This is a genomic window from Motilimonas pumila (genome assembly GCF_003596335.1).
Lineage (GTDB): Bacteria > Pseudomonadota > Gammaproteobacteria > Enterobacterales > CBDFNC01 > Motilimonas > Motilimonas pumila.
Genome location: NZ_QZCH01000100.1, coordinates 1 through 1187, shown reverse-complemented (window position 1 = coordinate 1187; position 1187 = coordinate 1). Strand labels below are relative to the sequence as shown.

General features: G+C 43.3%; 2 protein-coding genes. Both read right to left on the bottom strand.

The genetic code is table 11. From position 1 onward, the window contains the following. Positions 1–214: 214 nt before the first annotated feature. Positions 215–514: a type II toxin-antitoxin system RelE/ParE family toxin gene (locus D1Z90_RS20675; RefSeq protein ID WP_045459972.1), complete on the bottom strand. Its 300-nt coding sequence runs from the start codon at positions 512–514 to the stop codon at positions 215–217. A 7-nt stretch (positions 515–521) separates the two neighbouring features. Further along, on the bottom strand, positions 522–764 hold the full coding sequence (locus D1Z90_RS20670) for a type II toxin-antitoxin system Phd/YefM family antitoxin (protein ID WP_119912650.1): 243 nt from the start codon (positions 762–764) through the stop codon (positions 522–524). Positions 765–1187 lie beyond the last annotated feature (423 nt).

Sequence of the window (1187 nt, the reverse complement as noted above, 5' to 3'; positions counted from 1 at the left end):
GGTTTCTTTGTGTACGTCTAGGCCGATAAAAAGGGTGCTAGGATTATTCATGTCGCTCTCCTGTATCTGTTATGGCGGTTACCTAACAGTGTGGCACTGGCCGAGCTAACCCACGATAAATGCAGGAGGTCGACCCTGTGCACAGGGAATCATTATGTCTAGTTTGCATGGATAAACTCCCGTCCCAGTTATTATTTCTAGGGTGAAAGTCGTGTTATTTCAGATGATTCTGGGGTAGCTGTGATTGACCTAAGACAGCAACGACTAAGATAAAGCCATCTTCTTTGGTGAAATAAGCTGTGTGTTTTCCAATCGGGAAATAAAAGCCATTTGGGTATATCTCGTCACAACTTCTTCCTAAGCCTGGATTATCAGCTAGCATCTGAAACCCTGATAGCAGAGTATCTTTGTAGTTACGCCACTGTAATTCAGAAAAGTTTTCAACAGTGTAGTTTTTTACTTTGCGCAAGTGAGATTGCGCTAAGTTACTTAGCTTGTATTTGTTCTTTTGCATAAGTTAGTTACAGCGAGTTCAGAAAGCTTCCGCCATCAACAGTGTGTCCATTGTTCAAGTCTTCTTTAGCTGACTTAAAGCAGTGTTTGAGGTACTCAACTTTCATAGCTTCTAGCTCTTCAAAGTCACGAATGGACATGACAACGACAGTATCTTTACTGTTTTTGCTGATTTTTACTGGCTCGCGTTGTGCGCTCAGAAGTAGTTCGCCGAAATTTCGTTTGGCATCATTGGCTGTTAATGTATGCATGGTCAGTTCCCAATTGAGTGTACAGTTAGATTATAATGCATCGCATGAAATGTTCAATTTAATTAAATCGTGCGATTTGTGTGAAATGCAAACTAACAAACTGTTCAAGAGGGATTCGCAACGCGTGGCATTTTTACTATGCGTTGATTTTAGTGTTTAAGGTGGTTTGTGGCGGCTTCGGTATTGCGTTGCTCACCCCTTAACAGGGCGCTGACGGATCCCCTCATAATTTCCCTAGTCCAGCGTTGTGCGTGAGCCGCTGATATTCCAGTATTGCCCATTGATATTGGGACTCGTGAATTTGATATCGCCTATGGCTCCGGGCTTCCCTCCCTAAGCGGGGTAGGGAAAGCACTCTGCGATGTTTTATTGTGTTGGCTTGAAAGTCAAAATGCCACTTCGCTTGTACCGCAACGAGTCCAT

Excerpts from the sequence above, each read along its gene's own strand:
- D1Z90_RS20675 (WP_045459972.1), bottom strand. The coding sequence starts at position 514 with ATGCAAAAGAACAAATACAAGCTAAGTAACTTAGCGCAATCTCACTTG.
- D1Z90_RS20670 (WP_119912650.1), bottom strand. The coding sequence starts at position 764 with ATGCATACATTAACAGCCAATGATGCCAAACGAAATTTCGGCGAACTA.